The organism is Vibrio sinus (assembly GCF_023634645.1).
Lineage (GTDB): Bacteria > Pseudomonadota > Gammaproteobacteria > Enterobacterales > Vibrionaceae > Vibrio > Vibrio sinus.
Window position 1 is genome coordinate 75295 of record NZ_JAMKMR010000010.1, and the last position, 20950, is coordinate 96244.

Annotated in this window: 21 protein-coding genes; 3 read left to right on the plus strand and 18 right to left on the minus strand. The window is 44.6% G+C overall.

All coding sequences use genetic code 11. The annotated features are described in order from the left end of the window. Positions 1-85: 85 nt before the first annotated feature. The 13 genes from lpxA to rpsB form a co-directional block, all read right to left on the minus strand. Complete coding sequence (lpxA, locus tag M9194_RS12060; protein ID WP_250612898.1) at positions 86-874, minus strand: acyl-ACP--UDP-N-acetylglucosamine O-acyltransferase; 789 nt, start codon at positions 872-874, stop codon at positions 86-88. Positions 875-876: 2 nt separating this feature from the next. Continuing rightward, on the minus strand, positions 877-1329 hold the full coding sequence (fabZ, locus tag M9194_RS12065) for a 3-hydroxyacyl-ACP dehydratase FabZ (RefSeq protein ID WP_250612899.1): 453 nt from the start codon (positions 1327-1329) through the stop codon (positions 877-879). A gap of 136 nt (positions 1330-1465) precedes the next feature. Further along, positions 1466-2497: a UDP-3-O-(3-hydroxymyristoyl)glucosamine N-acyltransferase gene (lpxD, locus tag M9194_RS12070; RefSeq protein WP_250612900.1), complete on the minus strand. Its 1032-nt coding sequence runs from the start codon at positions 2495-2497 to the stop codon at positions 1466-1468. A 7-nt stretch (positions 2498-2504) separates the two neighbouring features. Continuing rightward, positions 2505-3005: an OmpH family outer membrane protein gene (locus tag M9194_RS12075; RefSeq protein WP_250612985.1), complete on the minus strand. Its 501-nt coding sequence runs from the start codon at positions 3003-3005 to the stop codon at positions 2505-2507. Between the two features lie 24 nt (positions 3006-3029). Further along, positions 3030-5474 (minus strand): outer membrane protein assembly factor BamA, encoded by a 2445-nt coding sequence (gene bamA, locus M9194_RS12080; RefSeq protein WP_250612901.1) that lies wholly within the window; start codon positions 5472-5474, stop codon positions 3030-3032. A 32-nt stretch (positions 5475-5506) separates the two neighbouring features. Further along, the gene (gene rseP, locus M9194_RS12085) at positions 5507-6865 is read right to left on the minus strand and encodes a sigma E protease regulator RseP (protein ID WP_250612902.1); all 1359 of its coding nucleotides are present in this window, start codon (positions 6863-6865) and stop codon (positions 5507-5509) included. Position 6866: 1 nt separating this feature from the next. Continuing rightward, positions 6867-8066: a 1-deoxy-D-xylulose-5-phosphate reductoisomerase gene (ispC, locus tag M9194_RS12090; protein ID WP_250612903.1), complete on the minus strand. Its 1200-nt coding sequence runs from the start codon at positions 8064-8066 to the stop codon at positions 6867-6869. A 48-nt stretch (positions 8067-8114) separates the two neighbouring features. Continuing rightward, a complete protein-coding gene (locus M9194_RS12095) occupies positions 8115-8957 on the minus strand; it encodes a phosphatidate cytidylyltransferase (protein ID WP_250612904.1) in 843 nt (280 codons plus the stop codon). Between the two features lie 18 nt (positions 8958-8975). Then, complete coding sequence (gene uppS, locus M9194_RS12100) at positions 8976-9728, minus strand: polyprenyl diphosphate synthase (protein ID WP_250612905.1); 753 nt, start codon at positions 9726-9728, stop codon at positions 8976-8978. Positions 9729-9829: 101 nt separating this feature from the next. Next, on the minus strand, positions 9830-10387 hold the full coding sequence (gene frr, locus M9194_RS12105) for a ribosome recycling factor (RefSeq protein ID WP_250612906.1): 558 nt from the start codon (positions 10385-10387) through the stop codon (positions 9830-9832). A 91-nt stretch (positions 10388-10478) separates the two neighbouring features. Continuing rightward, complete coding sequence (gene pyrH, locus M9194_RS12110; RefSeq protein ID WP_250612907.1) at positions 10479-11213, minus strand: UMP kinase; 735 nt, start codon at positions 11211-11213, stop codon at positions 10479-10481. A gap of 184 nt (positions 11214-11397) precedes the next feature. Further along, positions 11398-12240, minus strand: coding sequence for a translation elongation factor Ts (gene tsf / locus M9194_RS12115; RefSeq protein ID WP_250612908.1), 843 nt, complete (start codon positions 12238-12240; stop codon positions 11398-11400). 127 nt (positions 12241-12367) lie between these two features. After that, positions 12368-13099 (minus strand): 30S ribosomal protein S2, encoded by a 732-nt coding sequence (gene rpsB, locus M9194_RS12120; RefSeq protein WP_250612909.1) that lies wholly within the window; start codon positions 13097-13099, stop codon positions 12368-12370. Between the two features lie 396 nt (positions 13100-13495). Here rpsB and map point away from each other — a divergent pair, with 396 nt between their 5' ends. The 3 genes from map to M9194_RS12135 all read left to right on the plus strand — a co-directional run bounded on the left by map (position 13496) and on the right by M9194_RS12135 (position 17566). Next, positions 13496-14335 carry a type I methionyl aminopeptidase gene (gene map / locus M9194_RS12125; RefSeq protein ID WP_250612910.1) on the plus strand — a complete coding sequence of 280 codons (840 nt, stop codon included), beginning with the start codon at positions 13496-13498 and terminating at the stop codon, positions 14333-14335. A 145-nt stretch (positions 14336-14480) separates the two neighbouring features. Then, positions 14481-17105 carry a bifunctional uridylyltransferase/uridylyl-removing protein GlnD gene (gene glnD / locus M9194_RS12130; protein ID WP_250612911.1) on the plus strand — a complete coding sequence of 875 codons (2625 nt, stop codon included), beginning with the start codon at positions 14481-14483 and terminating at the stop codon, positions 17103-17105. Between the two features lie 77 nt (positions 17106-17182). Further along, a complete protein-coding gene (locus M9194_RS12135; protein WP_250612912.1) occupies positions 17183-17566 on the plus strand; it encodes a DUF3461 family protein in 384 nt (127 codons plus the stop codon). 82 nt (positions 17567-17648) lie between these two features. Here the strand turns inward: M9194_RS12135 and pgpA are convergent, their stop codons facing one another. From pgpA to M9194_RS12160, 5 genes are all read right to left on the minus strand, one after another. Next, entirely contained in the window at positions 17649-18152 is a 504-nt protein-coding gene (gene pgpA, locus M9194_RS12140) for a phosphatidylglycerophosphatase A (RefSeq protein WP_250612913.1), read from the minus strand. Next, positions 18149-19123, minus strand: coding sequence for a thiamine-phosphate kinase (thiL, locus tag M9194_RS12145; RefSeq protein ID WP_250612914.1), 975 nt, complete (start codon positions 19121-19123; stop codon positions 18149-18151). The genes pgpA and thiL overlap by 4 nt, the downstream gene beginning before the upstream one ends. A 73-nt stretch (positions 19124-19196) precedes the next feature. Next, complete coding sequence (gene nusB, locus M9194_RS12150) at positions 19197-19664, minus strand: transcription antitermination factor NusB (protein WP_250612915.1); 468 nt, start codon at positions 19662-19664, stop codon at positions 19197-19199. After that, complete coding sequence (ribH, locus tag M9194_RS12155) at positions 19664-20134, minus strand: 6,7-dimethyl-8-ribityllumazine synthase (protein WP_250612916.1); 471 nt, start codon at positions 20132-20134, stop codon at positions 19664-19666. Before ribH ends, nusB begins: the two co-directional genes overlap by 1 nt. 148 nt (positions 20135-20282) lie before the next feature. Continuing rightward, positions 20283-20939 (minus strand): riboflavin synthase, encoded by a 657-nt coding sequence (locus M9194_RS12160; RefSeq protein WP_250612917.1) that lies wholly within the window; start codon positions 20937-20939, stop codon positions 20283-20285. Positions 20940-20950 lie beyond the last annotated feature (11 nt).

Below are 20950 nucleotides of genomic sequence, written 5' to 3' on the forward strand. Positions count from 1 at the left end.
TGAGCAGGGCTCACTGAGCCAGTTCCTAAATGACAAAAAAGATCGCAACCGAAGTGGCGATCTTTTGACTTCAATTGATTACAGCTTAGCGGATGATACCACGCTCACTGTTTTCGACAATATCGATAATTAACTGAATAGACGGCCATTCTTTTGCCATGTCTTTAAGCACTGGCATCGCTACTTCAAGGGTATTTCCCGAGCGATATAGCTCTTTATAGGCTTTCTGCAAGGCGCGCAATTCTCGCTTTTCAAAACCGTTACGCTTAAGCCCGACCAAATTCAAACCGAATGGCGAAGCATGGTTACCTTGAGCAAGCACATAAGCAGGTACGTCTTGTACCACTGCTGAACAGCCGCCAATGTAGGAATACGCACCGACGTGACAGAATGGATGGATTGCCGATAACGCCATGACCCCAGCGTAATCGCCTACCGTCACATGACCACCCAAAATAGAGTTATTACCTATGTGGGTATGATTACCAATAATCACGTCATGGGCGATATGAGCGTTAACACACAGCAGGTTGTCATTACCAATCACGGTTTGGTGCTTGTCTTGCACTGTCCCTCGGTGAACTTGGGCACTTTCACGAATCACATTGCGATCGCCGATGATGACTTTAGTATCTTCACCACCGTATTTTTTATCTTGGTTTTCTTCACCAATTACCGCTTGCGGAAATATACGGTTGCCTTTACCTATCACAGTGTGGCCTTTGACCACCACGTGCGACATGATCTCCGTACCCTCGCCGATTTCTACATCTTGGGTAATATAAGTAAATGGACCTATTACAACATTCGCCCCAATTTTTGCTCCATCTTCCACAACGGAGCTCGGGTGAATCTTGGCACTCTCATGAATCATACTTAGAACTCTCTACGAGCGCACTTCAGCTCAGCAGAACACACAACTTCCCCGTCTACTTTTGCTGTTCCGTTAAACGCTGCAATGCCTCTACGCTCTTTTACAAACTCGACCTCAATCACGAGTTGGTCGCCAGGCGTCACTGGTTTACGGAATTTCGCGCCATCAACACTTGCAAAATAGTAAAGCTCATTTTCTGACGGAGCGCCAAAAGATTTAAATGCTAAAAGACCTGTCGCTTGCGCCATTGCTTCTAGAATTAGTACACCTGGAAACACGGGTAATTGAGGAAAATGACCGGTGAATTGTGGTTCATTGACGGAAACATTTTTGATCGCAGTCAGATACTTTTCCTCTTGAAAATCAATAACACGATCGATCAATAGAAAAGGATATCTATGGGGTAAAAGCTCTTGTATCTCCGTGATATTCATCGTTTTATTTTCAGTAGTCAAAGTCATTTTCCTATGCAAAATATTTCGTTTAATTTTTAATAGCGCGCATTATAAACGAAAAAAGCTCGCATTTCGCGAGCCTTTTTAAAAATACGCCCAATTCTACGCCAAATGACTGAAAAATGGCACTTAGCCATCAAGAATCTGAATTGTCTTCCAGTTTCTTTTCAACCGCTTTGAGTCGCTTGTTCATTTCATCAATTCGATGAACTCGTGTAGCGGTCTTGCGCCATTCTTTATTTGGCTGTAGTGGGATGCCTGAAGAATACATGCCTTTCTCAGGAATGCTTCTCATGACCATACCCATACCAGTGATGGTCACACCATCGGCAATCTCAATATGACCATTTAGCACCGAAGCGCCACCAATGGCACAATACTTACCAATGGTTGTACTGCCAGCGACAATCGTACCGCCAGCCATCGCTGTTCCATAGCCAATTCGTACGTTATGAGCGATTTGCATTTGGTTATCGATAATCACATTATCTTCAATAATGGTATCTTCGAGTGCGCCGCGATCAATACTGGTACAAGCGCCAATCTCGACTCGATTGCCGATCACTACCGAGCCAAACTGAGGAATTTTGATCCACTCACCTTTCTCGTTGGCATAGCCAAAACCATCTGAACCTATCACGGTATTAGATTGGACTAGGCAATCTTGACCAATCTGTACATCATGATAAATCGTCACATTCGCCCACAGTTTAGTATTCGAGCCAATATTCGCATTTTTGCCAATAAAGCATCCCGCACCAATCACAGAATTATCGCCTAGACAAACACCAGACTCTATAACGGCGTTAGCGCCAATAGAGACACCACTGCCAATCTTTACTGTTTCATCAATCACCGCAGATGGGGCGATATCAACAGCTGGTGCTGGGGTAATATCCAGTGCTTGAGCGACTTTCGCAAAAGCGACATAAGGATCTGCAACCACTAACACATTCGTATTGCACAGCTCACGCTGTGCGTCTTTTACCATCACCACCGTGGCCTTACAATCAGTTAAGTGCTTGGCATACTTAGGTGAAGAAAGGAAGGTCACGTGACCTTCCTCAGATTTGTCCATAGGCGCAACCATTGTCACTGTGGCGTCTTTATCACCGTAAAGCTCGCCACCCGTGATATTGGCTAATTGCGCTAAAGTCAGCTCAGCCATATTTTATTTATTTCAGCTCTTTGATAACTTGTTGAGTAATATCATACTTAGGATTAGCGTAGCGTAGCGCTTGGATATCGACAACCATGTCGTAGCCGTCTTTCTTCGCCACTTTCGCTACCGCTGCTTGGATAGTTTGGAACAGTTTTTGTCTTTCTTGCGCTTCTTTGCGCTGAGACTCTTGCTCTAGAGCTTGACCTTTAATTTTGTAGGTTGACTCTAATTGGCTAATCTCAATACGCAGTTTTTCCACGTCAGATTGACTCATGATAGAACCATCGCGTTGAAGCTTTTTGATTTTTTCCTGTGCCTGCGCTTTGATACTTTGCAGTTCAGCGGCCTTGTCCTTGAACTCTTGTTGCATCTGCTTCATCACCACTTCGCGCTGTGGCAAAGCTTGAAATACTTCTGGGGTGTTCACATAAGCCACTTTTTCAGCTGCTTGCGCTGCATTAGCAAAAAAAGAAGTCGTCAATAACAATAGGCTAATACCAGCCGCTTTCATCAAGTTTTTCAAAATTATATCCTTTGGTTAGAAGGTTCTACCGATAGTAAATGTGAAGAATTCTTCGTTATCGCCATCATAAATTTTCAATGGTTTAGCCACAGCAAAGACAAGTGGTCCCATCGGAGACATCCACTGCAATGCTACACCTGTTGAAGCACGATAATTCCACGGACTAGAATAATCGTAATAGTACTGATTTCCATATTTTACTTGGGATGGATCATAGTTGAATTCCGTATCCCACACACTCGCCATGTCCACAAAAATACTAGTACGTATTTGGCTTTGTGCTTCATCCGAAGCAAATGGCGTTGGTACGATCAGCTCCATGCTTGCAAGCCAAGTCGCGTTACCACCTACCGAATCACTGGTTACATAGTCTTCGCCATTATTTGAACCTGAGTAATCCCGATAGACCGCTTTTGGACCTGCGGTATTAGGACTAAACCCGCGCAGCGTAGAGAAACCACCCGCATAAAAGTTCTCATAAAATGGGTAGAGATTATCATTCCCATTTGTTTGACCATAACCGTTACCGTAGCCTAAACGTCCACGCATTAACAGAGTAAAATCATGTTTTTTCGTGAGCGGTATATATTGGCGCACATCATACTGCATTTTAAAGTACTGAGCACCTGACCCTGGCACCGTAATTTTGTATGACGCACTCTGATAGTTACCCGCAGTTGGGAAGTACGATCTGTCTAAGGCATTGCGAGTCCAGGTGAAGTTTACATCGTAATCGTTGGTGATCAGGTTACTGTTACCATATTGATCGATACTTTTGGCAAAGTTTTCCGCCTGAATGTAGGTCGGCACGTTACCGATGTCATTGTGGGTATAGCCAACCCCAAGACCAAGACGATTCAATTCGTCTACAGGGAAGCCCCAAGTTAAACTGGTACCATAGCTATTGTTGGTGTAGTCAACAATACCTGCGTTAGAAGCTTCAAACTCGTTATAGAAAATCTTGCCGCCAAGGCTGACACCATCTAAATTCCAATATGGGTCGGTGTAACTCAAGGTGACGTTTTTTGAGTAATCGTTCGTCATGGCATTAATACCAACGCGATTACCCGTGCCTAAGAAGTTATCTTGTTGCACCCCGGCTTGGAAGCTGACACCTGACTCGGTACCATAGCCCACACCAAAGTTGACACTGCCTGAGTTCGCTTCTTGGACATCGTAGACCACGTTCACTTCATCAGAACTACCAGGGACACGCTCAGTCTTGACATTGACCGACTTAAAGAAACCAGTTCGGTTTAATCGGGTTTTGCCCGTTTCTACATCTTTAGAATTGAGCCAGCTGCTTTCCATCTGGCGCATTTCACGTCGCAGAACTTCATCTTTGGTGGCGGTATTGCCTTTAAATTTGATGTCCTTGACGTACATACGTTTGCCAGGCTCAACATTAACAATCAAGGTCACCTGATGGTTTTTGTCATCAAATTGTGGAATCGTTTGTACTTTCGGGTAAGCGTAGCCAGATTGGCCTAAGTCCTTCTTGATACCATCTTCAAGTCGCGTCACTTCAGAGCCATTGTAGGTATCACCTGATTTAAACGGGATCAGCGCTTCAAATTTGCTTCTCTCACCAACCAGATTGCCGCGTAGCTCGACCTTCTTCACGGTGTAAGGCTTACCTTCGTTCAGCACTAAGGTAATGTACACGCCTTTCTTATCAGGAGAGATAGAGACTTCTGTAGAGACGATTTGAAACTTTAAGTAGCCACGATCCAAATAAAAAGACTTCAGCGACTCTAAATCACCCGCGAGCTCTTGCTTTTGGTACTTGTCGCTAGATAAGAAATTCCACCAAGCCACATCGGCTTTTAAATTGAAGTGTTCAAGCAAGGTCTTGGTTGAGAAAACTTTGTTGCCAATCAGGTTAATTTGCTTGATTTCAGCAGATGGCCCTTCAGTAAAGACAAATTTGAGATCAGCACGATTACGCGGCAATGGCGTGACGACAGCTTTCACCGTAGCATTGTATTTGCCTACACTGTAATAGAAGTCCTCTAGCCCTTTTTCTATGTTGGTCAAGGTGGTGCGATCTAAAGCATCACCAACACTGATCCCTGACGCATTCAAGTTCTTCTTTAGCTGTTCATCTTTTATCGTTTTATTGCCAGAAAAAGAAATACTCGCAATCGTCGGCCTTTCTTTAACCTTAATAATCAGAACATCGTGATTACGATATACCTGCACATCTTCGTAGTTGCCTGAAGCGTACATTGAGCGAATGGTATCAGCGATATCTCGACTATCAACTTTATCACCCACTCTCACCGGAATTTCGAGCAGAGCTGCACCAAGAGTGACTCTCTGCAAGCCTTCAACTTTGATATCTTTAACTACGAAATTGTCTATACTGGACTGAGTTTGGGGACTCGTTACGCTATCGGCGGCATTTGCACATACACTTGTTGCTAACAACGTGGCTAACAATATTTTTTTCATTGCCATCTTGGTTCTAGTTATTCCTTGATACTACTGCTCTATAGGCGTGTAAAATCGTTAAAAATGGCTAATGCCATTAAAGAAAAAATAATCGCACCGCCCACTCTATATCCCATTTCTTGGACCTTCTCGGAAACAGGTCGGCGAATAACAGCTTCAATTGCAAAAAACAGTAAATGTCCCCCATCAAGCATTGGTAAAGGAACCAGGTTAATGATGCCTAAGTTAACACTTATGAGTGCCAGAAACCCTAAAAAGTAAACCAATCCATGTTCAGCAGTGGTGCCCGCTCCTTTTGCAATCGAGATGGGTCCACTTAAGTTGTTTAATCCTATATCACCAACAATTAGCTTTTTAAGCACGCTTGCGGTTAGCGCAATGACTTGACCTGTCTTTTCAATCGCTTTTCCTACTGAATCGACTACTCCGTACTTCAAGTCAATTTTGTAATCTTCTGGCCAAGGCTCAGCGGAAGGAACAATCCCAGCAAACCCGATCACTTTACCATTAGATAATGTCTTTTGACCGGGAAGCAGGCTAATATCCACCATCTTCCCTTTTCGTTCAACCGTCAATTTGACTTGTTGATTAGGGCTTCCTTGGATACCTTTCACCACCTGTTGCCAGTTATTTAGCGCTTTGCCATTAAGACTAACTAAAGTGTCTCCCGCCTGAAGCCCAGACTTCTCACCCGCACCACCTTTTACTACATTTGATAATGTAAGCAATACTTTGGGGCTATAGGGCGTGATGCCAAGCGCTTGCATGGCTGACTCTTTCTCGGGGTCAAAATGCCAGCTTGCCAAATCCAAGGTTTTGGTTTCTACCACTCCGATATCGTTTTTAGGCGACACCGTCATCGTTAGGCTTTTATCGCCAATATGAGAAATCAACCTCATATTGACGGACTCCCAATCAGCGGTTTTGACGCCGGATATGGCTTTTAGTTCCATACCAGATTGTAAACCTGCTTGCGCAGCGATAGAGGAAGGGGCGATTTGACCTATCACTGGCTTGACTGTGGGAACGCCAATAATGAATACCAGCCAATAAGCCACAATAGCCAACAAGAAGTTAAAGATAGGACCTGCGGCAACAATTGCAGTGCGCTGCCACAGCGTCTTGTGGTCGAAGGCGAACGGTTTTTGCTCTTCGGTGAGGTCATCGATACGACCATCAAGCATTTTAACATAGCCACCAAGCGGGATAACACACACTGAGTACTCAGTACCGTCTTTGCCCACTCGGCTCCATAATGACTTGCCAAACCCTATGGAAAATTTCTCTACTTTTACTCCGCAGCGTCTGGCTACCCAAAAATGGCCGTACTCGTGAACAGACACTAAGACACCAAGAGCTACAATAAAAGAAGCAAAATCCCACAAAAATCCGGTCATATTATCCGCTCAATTTCTCTGCCGCATAGTTACGGGCCATTCTATCGACCTCTAGCACGCTTTCCAAGTCGAGCACATCGTAACGAGAGACAGAGGCATCTATTTTGGATAACACACTGTCTGTAATAGCGCTGATATCAGTGAAGCGTAATTGGTTTTTGAGAAAAGCATCCACGGCAATTTCATTCGCGGCATTCAATGCGGTTGTTGCGTGTTGGCCTTGATAGCAAGCTTCGATGGCTAATTTCAAACAAGGGTAACGAGAGAAATCAGGCTTCATGAAAGTGAGTTCACCTACGTCGGCAAAGTTAAGGGCTTTAACACCTGATTGAATTCGGTTTGGATAGGACATGCCATAAGCAATGGGTGTTGCCATATCCTGTTCGCCCATTTGCGCTAACACTGAGCCATCTTTATATTGCACCATAGAGTGAATAACAGACTGAGGGTGAACCAGTACTTTTAATTGATCTTGCTGAGCATTAAACAACCATTTAGCTTCAATGTACTCTAAGCCTTTATTCATCATGGTGGCAGAGTCCACGGAAATCTTAGGGCCCATCGACCAATTTGGGTGTGCAATCGCTTCAGCTGGAGTGACATTAACCAAACTGTCCACGTCGCTATATCTAAACGGGCCGCCCGAGCCAGTTAACAAAATCTCAGAGATGCCGTGTTGATGTAAATCACATCGCCCAAGCTGGGCTTGTATTTCCTTTGGCATACATTGAAATATTGCATTGTGCTCACTATCAATAGGCAGTAGCTCAGCGCCATGTTTTTCCACCGCATCGATAAATATCTGCCCGGACATCACCAAGGCTTCTTTATTTGCCAATAGCACCCGCTTGCCAGCCTTTACTGCCGCTAACGTAGGTAATAAACCCGCTGCGCCAACAATGGCTGCCATCACGATATCCACTTCATCTAACTCAGCAACGTGGCTAGCCGCTTCAGTACCGCTCATGATTTGAGTCGATAAGTTATCTTTATCAAGCAAGAGGCGTAATTGTTTCTCCGCTTCAGTAGAAGCCATCACCGCATATTTCGGCTGATACTGACGACACAGCTCCGCCATTTTTTTCGCGTTACTGCCTGCGGCTAGAGCAACAATGGAGTATTTATCTGGGTTTTGCTCTACGACTCGCAGAGTGCTCGCGCCTATCGAGCCCGTCGCACCTAATATTGTTAACTTATGCATAGAAAAGAGTAACCGAATTAACCATGAGAAAAGAAGCCTGAGAGTGTACTAAAAAAGTAAGTACAGAAGCGCAAAGATAGGGAAAGCCGCGGTCAGACTGTCGATCCTGTCTAACACGCCACCATGCCCAGGGATAATGTTACTGCTGTCTTTCACACCAGAAACGCGTTTAAACATGCTTTCCACCAGATCACCTAATACCGCAAACACAACGGTTAACAAGGTTATCATAATCATAGCAAGGGGGCTTTCAAACTCAACATGGAAGTATTGTGCTGATAGCCAAGCCACGATAATTGCGGTAATAATACCGCCGATCAGCCCCTCAATGGTTTTATTTGGGCTGACATGTGGTGCCATCTTACGCTTACCAATGCTTTTTCCAGTAAAGTAAGCGCCAGTGTCGGCAGCCCATACGATCAAACAGACAAACAAAACAATCTTAGCACCGTGATACGGGTCATTCGCCCAGCCTTCAGCCCTTAGCAATAACACACTCCAGAAAAAGGGCACTAAGGTCAATATGCCAAAAAGGTGGCGGGCAATATTGTTCTGCTCCCAAAGTGAACGAGATTTAGGATAGGTGATCGCAAATACGCTTGAGCCAATCCACCACAACGCGCCAATACCTAAAATAACGTAATATTCAGGCAGGTGCTGATTTAAACTTTGATGACTAAAAGGGATAAAATAAAGACTGGCAGCACCAACGAGAAGCGCAGGGACAATCGCCATCAATCGAGAATTGTTTTTTACAAACTGAGTCCATTCCCAAAATCCCAGTGTGACGATAAAGGCCATCCCAACGACAAACCATGGGAGGGGTAAGACAAAAATCCCCAAAATAATAAGTGGGGCTAAGATAAGCGCTGTGATTATTCTTTGCTTCAAACTCTATGAACCTTGTATTTATTTTTCTAGTAGTGCTTTGATTTGTTCGCCTGTACAGCCAAATCTTCGTTCGCGGTTGATAAACCAAGTCACAGCTTCAATTAGACTCTCTTCTTTAAAATCAGGCCAATAAGTCGGAGTAAAGTATATTTCAGCATAGGCTATTTGCCAAAGCAGAAAGTTACTTATGCGGCATTCGCCACTCGTTCGAATCAACAAGTCCACTTCTGGCAAATCGGACATCATCATGTGTTTCGCCAGCACGTCTTCGGAGATATCAGAAGCACAGAGTTCGCCTTGTTCGACTTTTTCAGCCACGCTCCGAGCAGCTTGGGCAATGTCCCATTTACCGCCATAGTTCGCCGCCACGTTTACCACCATGCCGGTGTTCTCCGCCGTAGTCGCCTCAGCCTTAGCGATTTTCTTTTGTAAACGAGCACTAAATCGCGATATATCACCAATGACACGCAGCTTGAGATTATTCTTGTGTAATTTGGTCACTTCGGTCGATAGAGCGGTGATAAACAGCTCCATCAGAACACCGACTTCCTCTTCTGGGCGACGCCAATTTTCACTACTAAATGCAAATAATGTAATGGCTTTGACGCCCAATTTGGCCGCGGTTGATATACTTTCTCTCACCGCCACCACACCATTTTTATGACCAAATACTCTTGGCTTGCCCTGAGCTTTCGCCCAACGGCCGTTTCCATCCATGATTATCGCAATGTGCTTTGGCATGGCTTCTAAGGGGAGTTGTGAGTTTTGCATATTAAGATAAAGCGTCTATAAATGGGCGTATGAATTGTGTAAAGAAACGCTGCGCCGTCTGTCAGCACAGCGTAATTTGATAGGCGAGTTTATCGAAAAAATTAAACTTCCATCAACTCTTTTTCTTTTGCAGCAAGAACTTCATCTACTTTCTTAACCGCAGAGTCAGTGATTTTTTGGATTTCGTCTTGCGCTTTATGATCTTCGTCTTCAGAGATCTCTTTGTCTTTTAGCAACGCCTTAAGCTCACTGTTCGCATCGCGACGGATGTTACGGATAGCAACACGGCCACCTTCCGCTTCACCACGTACGATTTTAACCAAGTCCTTACGACGCTCTTCTGTTAGTGGTGGAAGTGGTACACGAATGACAGTGCCTGCTGACATAGGGTTCAAACCCAAGTCCGATTGCATGATGGCTTTTTCTACTTTCGGAGCCAGCTCTTTATCAAAAACAGTAATCGCTAAAGTACGTGCATCTTCTGCAATGACGTTCGCGACTTGGTTAAGTGGCGTCGCTGCGCCGTAATACTCGACTGAAATACCAGACAGTAGGCTTGGGTGAGCACGGCCAGTACGAACTTTAGCGAGGTTATTTTTTAGTGCTTCAACACTTTTTTCCATGCGCTCTTGCGCTTCTAGTTTGATTTCGTCAATCACAATTTCACCTTAATATGTTGTGCTCTGTACTATAGAGATATCTATTGGGTATTTAACTGGGTTACATAGAGTGCATAACTTATCAGCGACGTTATTCAGACAACTCACTGATCAGTGTGCCTTCAGCCTCACCCATCACTACACGGCGTAATGCACCTGGCTTGTTCATATTAAATACGCGAATAGGCATTTTGTGATCACGAGCTAGCGTAAATGCCGCTAAATCCATCACTTTAAGCTCTTTTTCTAAAACACTTTGGTAAGAAAGCTTATCATACAGCTCCGCGTCTGGGTTGGCTACAGGATCTGCGGTAAATACGCCATCGACTTTGGTCGCTTTCAATACCACATCGGCCTCAATTTCGATGCCACGTAAACAGGCTGCTGAGTCTGTAGTAAAGAATGGGTTGCCCGTACCTGCAGAAAAGATCACCACTCGGCCTTGGCGAAGCTGACTGATTGCGTCAGCCCAGTTGTAATCGTCACACACACCATTCAATGGAATCGCCGACATGACACGAGCATTAACGTAAGCACGGTGCAGTGCATCACGCATTGCTAAGCCATTCATCACAGTGGCAAGCATGCCCATATGATCGCCAACCACACGGTTCATGCCCGCTTCCGCTAGCCCTGCTCCACGGAACAAGTTACCACCACCAATTACAACACCAACCTGAACGCCAAGTTCGACCAACTCTTTGACCTCTTGGGCCATACGATCAAGAATCGTAGGATCAATACCAAAACCTTCTTCACCTTGTAGCGCTTCGCCACTGAGTTTTAATAGGATGCGTTGATATTCTGGTTTAGGGTTCGTTGTCATGGACTTTTCCTTCCAAAAATGAGAGTCGTTGTATTAAATGACTTAGATATATAACAGTCATGATTTAACACTTAAGAGGAGCGAAACCAGTTAAATATTAAATCGTCACTGCACACCGAGACGCTACTCACAAAAAGACCGCAGCCTTGGCTACGGTCTAATTTATGAACACTGAGCGCTAAGATTAACCTTTCTGCGCTTGTGCTACTTCTTCAGCAAAGCTTATTTCTTCGCCTTTGTCGATGCCTTCACCAACTTCTAGACGAACGAAAGTAGATACTGTTGCACCGCGCTCTTTTAGGATTTCGCCTACAGATTTCTTAGGCTCCATTACGAACGCTTGACCAGTTAGAGAGATTTCACCAGTAAACTTCTTCATACGGCCGACAACCATCTTTTCAGCGATCTCAGCAGGTTTACCTTCGTTCATTGCGATTTCAACTTGAACCGCTTTCTCTTTTTCTACAACTTCCGCTGGTACATCTTCAGGGTTAACGTACTCAGGGCGAGACGCAGCAACGTGCATTGCAACGTGCTTAAGAGTTTCAGCGTCACCTTCACCAGCAACAACAACACCGATTTTCTCACCGTGACGGTAAGTTGCTAGAGCAGCACCTTCGATGTATTGAGCACGACGAATGTTCACGTTTTCGCCAATTTTAGCAACCAGAGCAATACGCTCTTCTTCGAATTTAGCAACTAGCTCTTCAGTAGATGCTTTAGATGCTAGAGCGTCTGCTGCAACTTTCTCTGCGAATGCAGTGAAGTTAGCATCTTTTGCTACGAAGTCAGTTTGGCAGTTAACTTCTAGAAGAACCGCAACACCATCAGCGTCTTTGATGATGATAGTACCTTCAGCCGCTACGTTACCTGCTTTTTTAGCAGCTTTTGCAGCGCCAGATTTACGCATGTTCTCGATTGCTAGTTCGATGTCGCCGTTCGTTTCGTTCAGCGCTTTCTTACAGTCCATCATACCTGCGCCAGTACGGTCGCGCAGTTCTTTTACTAGAGCAGCAGTTACAGCCATTCTCTATTCCTCAGTTAATTCTGGATAGGGTAAAAATCAGGGGCCAATTAATGGGCCCCTGACGCAAACTATAACCTAGATAATGCTTCGATTTTATGTCACATCATCTAGGTCAGCAGAGCCGCAATTATTCAGCTTCTTCTACGAAACCGTCTTTTTCAGCAACTTCAGCTACGTCTTTGTTACGACCTTCAGATACAGCTTGAGCAGCAGCGTTTAGGTAAAGCTGAACTGCACGGATTGCATCATCGTTACCTGGGATGATGTAATCAACGCCATCTGGGTTAGAGTTGGTATCAACTACAGCGTAAACTGGGATGCCTAGGTTGTTTGCTTCTTTAACAGCGATGTGCTCGTGGTCAGCATCGATAACGAATAGAGCGTCTGGTAGGCCGCCCATGTCTTTGATACCACCAAGAGACTTCTCTAGCTTCTCCATTTCACGAGTACGCATTAGAGCTTCTTTCTTAGTTAGCTTGTCGAAAGTGCCGTCTTGAGCTTGAGACTCTAGATCTTTTAGACGCTTGATAGACTGACGAACTGTTTTGTAGTTCGTTAGCATACCACCCAACCAACGGTTGTTTACGTAGAATTGGTTGCTAGCAATTGCCGCTTCTTTAACAGCTTCAGATGCTGCGCGTTTAGTACCAACGAAAAGAACTTTACCTTTTTTCTCGCCAACTTTAGCTAGCTCGTTTAGAGCATCGTTGAACATAGGTACAGTTTTTTCTAGGTTGATGATATGTACACGGTTACGAGCACCAAAGATGAATGGCTTCATTTTTGGGTTCCAGTAACGAGTCTGATGACCGAAGTGAACACCAGCTTTTAGCATATCGCGCATTGATACAGTTGCCATTTTAAAATCCTCTATGGGGTTAGGCCTCCACATCCCCCATGTGTCCGACTTGACCGCTTTCGCTTCAAGCACCCCGGAACATGTGTCGGAATGTGTGTGATTTAAAGATAAAATTTAGTTGGACGTAATCTGCCTCGCTTAGTACAGAGAAAACAGACCATCTATCCGGCGCGCTTTATACCATATTTTAGGGGTATAAGGCTAGTAAATTTCATTGTTAATCGAAAAGAAAACACCAGGTAATTTTCGGTTTTTCACTGAAAAACCTTGAGGAATCATTTAACTCCTCTAAAACCTACAACTTTGACAAGGTTTTATAGCCGTACACTTTCTCACGGCTTCCTGCTAAAATAATCGCCACTGAGTAGAAATTCCCCTAACCCTTTGAGAAAGTCGATGTCTATAAATATCAAATCAGCCGAAGAAATTGAGAAAATGCGTGTCGCTGGCAAGTTAGCCGCAGAGATCCTTGAAATGATCGAGCCGCATGTGAAATCAGGCGTGACGACTGAAGAATTAGACCAGATTTGCCACAAGCATATCACAGAGGTACAAAACGCAATTCCCGCCCCATTAAACTATCACGGCTTTCCAAAATCGATTTGTACTTCTATCAATCACGTGGTTTGCCATGGTATCCCTGCAGAAGAGGATCAACAGCTCGGCGGTTTTCAAAGACCAGCGGTACTAAAAGATGGCGATATTGTAAACATCGACATCACTGTGATTAAGGATGGTTTTCATGGTGATACCTCAAAAATGTTTCTTGTTGGTGACGTTTCACCAGCTGACAAACGACTTTGCATGGTCGCGCAAGAAAGCCTTTATTTAGCCATCAAAAAAGTAAAACCCGGCGTCAAACTTGGTGAAATCGGCACAACTATCGAAAAATACATTAAGACCAACAACAAAAATAATCCTCGCGCTAAATTCTCTATCGTTAAGGATTATTGTGGTCATGGCATTGGCGCTGAGTTTCATGAAGAGCCACAAGTCGTACACTACAAGAACAACGACTCAACCGTTTTACGTGAAGGCATGACCTTTACAATTGAACCAATGATCAATGCTGGAAAATTTGGCTGTAAACTGGACGATGAAGATGGTTGGACGGTTTACACTGGCGATGGCAAAAATTCTGCTCAGTGGGAGCATACCTTGTTGGTTACCGCAACAGGTTGCGAGATTTTGACCCTCCGAGAAGAAGAAACCATCGCTCGAGTACTGCATAACTAGCGCCCTACAAACTAGCGCCTTACAATTGTCGCTTAGACTGCGAGCCAGTATCATCACAGTGCCCCGTTTTTTCGGGGCATTTTTTTATTTAAGTTTATCTGATAGATTGTAATGAATTGCCCATTTCGCTCATGGATAGCCTTTTATGTCTGCACAATCTTCTCAAATTCCACCGTCAGAGTGCCTGTCCATTTCAGATATCAAACATCAACTTGAGCTATTCACTCAGCAACAAAGAGAGCAGTTCCTTAATCATCAACCCGTAAGCGAGCTTGTTACCGGGCGCTCCATCTTTATCGATGGGATATTAGTTCAGCTCTGGCAATCTTTAGCGTTATCCGATGTGTCTGACATTGCATTGATTGCAGTCGGGGGTTATGGGAGAGGCGAACTGCACCCACTGTCTGACATCGATATTCTGGTGATATCACAGGACAAGCTCTCCGAATCAACCGAAGCCAAAATCAGCCAATTTATTACCTTTCTATGGGATCTGCGCTTAGAAATAGGCCATGCCGTCAGAACCGTCAACCAGTGTTCCCATATTGGCCGAGAAGATTTAACCGTGGCGACCAACTTGCAAGAAGCCCGATATTTAGTGGGTAATGAATCCATCTATTTACAGCTGAAAGAGCAAGTGCTTTCTAAGTCATTTTGGCCCAGTGAAGACTTTTATCAAGCCAAAGTACAAGAGCAAAAAGCGCGCCACGCTCGATATCATGATACAACATACAACCTTGAGCCAGACATTAAATCGACTCCTGGCGGGCTAAGAGATATTCACACCCTTAGCTGGGTAGCACGCAGACATTTTGGTGCGACTAGCTTATTAGAAATGAGTCGATTTGGCTTTTTAACCGATGCTGAGTATCGCGAGCTCGTGGAGTGCCAAAACTTTTTATGGCGCGTGCGCTTTGCCTTGCATATTGAACTCAAACGTTATGACAATCGATTAACCTTTGCACATCAAGCTCAGGTCGCCGAACACCTAGGTTTTCAAGGCGAAGGAAACCGAGGCGTCGAAATGATGATGAAGGAGTTTTATCGTACCCTTCGGCGAGTAGCAGAGCTAAACAAAATGCTGCTAAAGATTTTCGACCAAGTCATCCTTAACAATGGCATAGAACAAGAACCAGAGGTGCTCAGCAAGGACTTTCTGCGCCGAGGCCATCTCATTGAAGCAAGAATGCCCGCTTTATTTCAATCTCGCCCTGAATCGATATTAGATATGTTCTTACATATTGCCAACGATTCAACGATAGATAGCGTGGCACCAAGCACACTTCGTCAGCTTCGTACTGCAAGGCGGCGATTAAACAAGTTTCTTCACACCATACCGGCTGCTCGTGAGAAGTTTATGGAGCTGGCCCGTCACCCGAACTGTTTAACTCGCGCTTTTAGCTTAATGCATAAACTTGGCGTGCTCGCCACCTACTTCCCACAGTGGAATCAAATTGTTGGTCAAATGCAGTTTGACCTATTTCATGTCTATACGGTGGACGAACACAGCATTCGACTTCTCAAGCACATCAACAAATTCAATAACCCCGATAATTACGATAAACACCCAATCTGTTGTGAAGTCTATCCACGCATCCAGAAAAAAGAGCTGCTGATTCTAGCGGCCATTTTCCACGATATTGGAAAAGGTCGTGGTGGTGATCATTCTGAAATTGGCGCGAAAGAAGCTTATGATTTTTGTATTGAACACGGCTTATCAAAGCCTGAGTCCAAACTGGTCTCTTGGTTAGTCAAACACCACCTATTAATGTCAGTGACAGCGCAGCGCAGAGACATTTACGATCCTGAAGTTATCACCGAATTTGCCAAACAAGTACGCGATGAAGAATACCTAGAGTATCTGGTCTGCCTTACCGTATCAGATATCTGCGCCACCAATCCCGAACTGTGGAATAGCTGGAAACGGACACTGCTCGCTGAGTTATTTTATTCCACTCAACGTGCTTTGAGACGAGGACTCGAGAACCCCGTTGATGTACGTGACAGAATTCGTCATAACCAGCAGTTAGCCTCAGCGCTACTCAGAAAAGAGGGCTTTAGCGCAAGAGAAATAGAAGTGCTTTGGCAACGATTTAAAGCCGACTATTTTCTGCGTCACACGCACAAACAGATTGCGTGGCATTGCTCGCATATTTTGCAGCATGAAAGCCATGACTTCCCACTGGTATTGATAAGTAAAAACGCCACTCGTGGGGGCACCGAGGTATTTGTCTATTGCAAAGATCAAGAAGCGCTGTTCGCCAATGTGGTCGCCGAACTCGATAGGCGTAATTTCAACGTCCACGATGCCCAAGTCATGACCAGCAAAGACGGTTTTGTTCTCGATACCTTTATGGTACTTGATCAACGCGGCAAAGCCATTGAGCGTAATCGTCATAGAACGTTGATTAAGCACCTGTCCAATGCGCTAGAAAAAGGTTGGCAAACCAAAATAAAACGCCGCCGCACACCAAGGAATTTGCAACACTTCAAGGTGTCAACGAAAGTCGATTTTCTACCAACCAAAAGTAAGAAGCGCACCTTGATGGAATTGGTCGCTCTTGATACGCCAGGTTTACTGGCCATTGTTGGCGCGACGTTCGCGGAACTCGGCATTAATCTCCATGCAGCAAAAATCACCACCATAGGTGAACGAGCCGAGGATTTATTCATTATTACTAACGAAAGCAACGCTCAACTAAACCAACAAGAGCAAGAGGCGTTACACCAGTTACTCAAAGAAAATGTCGCCAAAATTGCATCCGAATAACAGCAGAGAGAAGTTGGCAACTTCTCGTTTCTACACCTAATATCCTTGGATGGGATAATAAAAAGCAGAGATCGATTATGTTTCCAAATCTGACTGGCCTTGGCATTCAAGAGCCAAAACAAATTGAGCGTTACTCGCTTCGACAAGAAGCCCATAAAGACATACTAAAAATTTACTTTCGTAAGCAAAAAGGCGAGCTGTTCGCTAAAAGCGTCAAGTTTAAATACCCAAGACAAGTCAAAAATGTATTGGTGGATAGCGGCAGCCACCAATACAAAGAAGTCACTGAAATCAATCGCAACCTGACCTTGGTCATTGATGAGTTGAACACCATCACCAAACCAGAAAAAATGGCCCAAGTCGATGTAAAGACCAAGATTTTGCAAGATCTTAAACACCTCGAAAAAGTGGTCGCCTGTAAAATCGCTGAAATTGAGTCAGATTTAGAAAAGCTTAAGTGAAACGCAGTTGAGTGTTAGTGACTCGAGTGAAAAGAAATACCGAGAAGGCTCGCTCTTTCACAGCTAGCCTTCTCCTAACGTTCTACATCCAGCCGAAATAATACCCCACCAACGTCAAGACAATCAGCGACATAATTCCTGCAAGGATATCGTCGACCATAATCCCAAAACCGCCACCAACGCGTTTATCCAACCAACTAATGGGCCAAGGTTTTACCATGTCGAAAAAGCGGAAGATAACGAACCCGGCTACCACCCATCGCCAATCTAACGTATTGATGTGCAAATACGGTACCACTAACATGGTGATCCAGTAGCCTGCGAACTCATCCCAAACGATGGAGCCGTGATCGTGCACACCCATATCATCTGAGGTAACCTGGCAGATTTTGATGCCAATAACACAAGCCAGAACAACGACTAGGTAATACGCGGGCGCTGGCAATTGTACCAGCAGCAAATAAAAGGGGATGGAAGCAATCGTGCCCATGGTACCAGGGACAATCGGAGATAAGCCACTTCCAAAGCCAGTTGCAAATAAATGCCATGGGTTTTTGAGTGAAATCAGAGATTTTGGATCAGTCATAACGTGTTATCCTCAAAGTGATCAAATCCATCTAACTGCCAATCGATGGCCTTTCCTTGCGAGTGCAGTTCAAGTTTGTCCCCAGCTCGAATTTGCCCGATACAAGTGAACGTTGTCCCACAGTGCGCTAGAGCGCTCTCCAAAGAACCACGATGTTCTTCTGATACCGTAAAACAAAGCTCATACTCTTCACCACTGCTTAACGCGTATTGCTTAGCCAGCTCAGAGTCGGCTAAATACGAAGTCAATTCTTTAGAGACAGGCAGTAAATCCACATCAAGCTGCGCACCCACATTAGAGCCTTTTAAAATATGGGAGAGATCTGCGATCAACCCATCGGAAATGTCCACAGCAGAGCTTGCAATGGGTAGAAGTGCTTGCCCAACTAATATTCTTGGCATGGTGAGATAATGTTTTTTCTCCAACTCTCTGGCGCACGATTTACTTCGCTTTGAGCTATCTAAGATGACTTCTAGGCCTGCCTTGCTATCACCGAGGCACCCGGTGACATAAATCCAATCGCCAACCTTAGCGCCACGCCGGGTTAAAGGTTGCTGCTCGGGGACAAAACCCTGAACCGTTAACGTCATACTCAAAGGGCCTTTCGTCGTATCTCCACCTATTAGCTGAACGCTGAAATAATCTGCAAGCTCATAAAAAGACTCGGTAAATGCGTCTAGCCAAGACGGATTCACATCAGGTAAAGTCAAAGCCAGCGATACCCAAGCTGGCGTCGCGCCCATGGCTGCCAGATCGCTCAAATTTGAAGCAAGCGCCTTATGTGCGACTAGAGCAGGATCAGCGTCTGCCAAAAAATGGGTACCCGCGACTAAAGTATCGGTACTGATGGCGATGGCTGCATTGTCGGGTGCTTTTACTACCGCGCAATCATCACCTATAGGCAATAAAACGTCTTTTCGCTGGTTCTGCTTACCAACAAAATATTTATCAATTAAATTAAACTCATTCATTGTGCAATCGGTCAATGGTTTCAAATTGAAGAGAGAAAAAAGGCCAGCGAATGCTGGCCTTTTTGAATGGGTATTACTTTATGCGAACATGGGGAGCTGCTTTATCTAGCACTCCGTTGACAAATTTGTGGCTGTCTTCGGCCGCAAATACTTTTGCCAATTCAATCGCCTCGTTAATGACCACTTTGTAAGGGACATCTTCGCGACGAGTCATTTCGTACATTGCCAAACGTAGCAACGCCAATTCCATCATATCCAGATCTTGCATTGGACGAGATAGGTACGGTCTTAGTTTGCTATCTAGCTCTGTGTGATTTAGCACGACACCTGTCAATAGCTCTCGGAAGTAAGTCACATCCGTTTCCGGTGCTGTTAATGCTGGCTCTGCTGCATGATGCTCTTCTTCATCATACTTACCACCGGATAAAAATTGCTCTTCTACTGTAGCAACATTTTCTTTGGTGATTTGCCAAGAGTAGATCGCTTGCAAAGCAAATTGACGTGCATTACGTCGTGCGGCTGGTTTCACACTCGCCCCCATTAAGAATCAATTTCAGATAGAACGTTAATCATTTCGAGTGCGCTAAGTGCTGCCTCTGCACCTTTATTTCCAGCCTTGGTTCCCGCACGTTCGATAGCCTGATCAATCGTTTCAACAGTTAACACGCCAAATGCAACAGGAATACTGTACTCCATAGACACTTGCGCTAAACCTTTATTACACTCGTTACATACATACTCAAAGTGTGGTGTACCACCACGAATAACCGTTCCTAAAGAAACAATAGCATCATATTTACCAGTTTTTGCAACACGCTGGGCAACCAGTGGAAGCTCTACCGCTCCAGGGCAACGCACAACAACGATGTTGTCATCACTGACTTGACCATGACGCTTCAAAGTATCGATTGCACCAGAAAGAAGGCTTTCGTTAATAAAACTATTAAAACGAGAAATTACTATCGCGATTTTCGCATTTGGTGCTGGGAAGCCACCCTCGATAACTTTCATATGTTTTCCTTTAACCATGTTTAACCAGTGAGAACCGACGGATTCTAGCATAGAATTGTGAGCAATATCTAATAGGAATTTAACAAGATGATAAAAAGCAAAATCCCTATGCAGTCAAGTACGCATAGGGATTGTTTTTATACCTAAATTAAGCAAAACCGTTATCTCGAAGAAAGTCCATCGTCAGCCTAGATTCTGGTTGCTGCGCCTCTTGTTTACTGAGCAATAACCTTTCCATATATCGAGCGAGCAAATCCACCTCGATATTGACTCTCTTACCAACCTGGAAGTCACTTATTGTGGTCTCACTTGAAGTATGGGGGACGATGGTAAGCTTGAACGAATGCTCAGCCACATCATTAATGGTTAAGCTGATGCCATCGACGGTAATCGAGCCTTTTTCAGCCACATATCTGCTGTATTCTTTTGGGATTTCGACCCAATATTCCGTTGCCCGTCCTTTTTGTTGAGCTCCTGTAATGGTGCCGACACAATCCACATGACCAGAGACAATATGACCGCCAAAACGTGTCGTCGGCAGCATTGCTTTTTCTAAATTCACGCTATCACCGACGCTATAATCGGCAAAACCTGATTTGTTAAGCGTCTCAATCGAGAGATCGGCTTTAAAACCATCGGCGTTTTTTTCAATGACGGTTAAACACACACCATTGGTTGCAATACTGTCACCGAGTTTAACATCGGACATGTCCAAAGAGCCGGCTTGAACGCTGACTCTCATGTCGCCGCCTTTTCGCTCCAATGCTTTAAGCGTACCTACCGCTTCAACAATTCCCGTAAACATAAATTCCCGTC